Genomic DNA, 329 nt, shown 5'->3' with positions numbered 1-329 from the left:
AAGCGATGCTCAAGCAAATACTGAACCTTCTGTTTCAGAGTAAATTGAAAGCGCGGTTTATGCCGCACTTGTTAATTTAATTATATGGGGAAGAAGACCCACCCTTAATCTCAGGGCACCCTCCCAATGCAAAGCGAGCGTATGTACGCTGCGCTCAAAGGCTTAGGTAAAGAAGCGCGTTTAGTGATGCTACCTTACGAAGCACACGGCTACCGTGCTCGCAAGAGTTTACTGCATGTGCTTTGGGAGCAAGAGCAATGGCTCGAAAAGTACTTGTTAAGTGACGAAGCTCCTGTAAGCGATGCTCAAGCAAATACTGAACCTTCTGT

1 pseudogene is annotated in these 329 nt (G+C 46.5%); it reads left to right on the top strand.

The window, feature by feature from the left end:
• Positions 1 to 108: 108 nt before the first annotated feature.
• Positions 109 to 329 (top strand): annotated as a pseudogene (locus tag H5201_RS22765) (alpha/beta hydrolase family protein); the annotation flags it as partial.

The sequence above is a fragment of the Pseudoalteromonas sp. SG43-6 genome (assembly GCF_014164365.1).
Taxonomy (GTDB): domain Bacteria; phylum Pseudomonadota; class Gammaproteobacteria; order Enterobacterales; family Alteromonadaceae; genus Pseudoalteromonas; species Pseudoalteromonas rhizosphaerae.
Note: the sequence above shows the minus strand (reverse complement) of the source record. Positions and strands in the feature narration are given on the sequence as shown.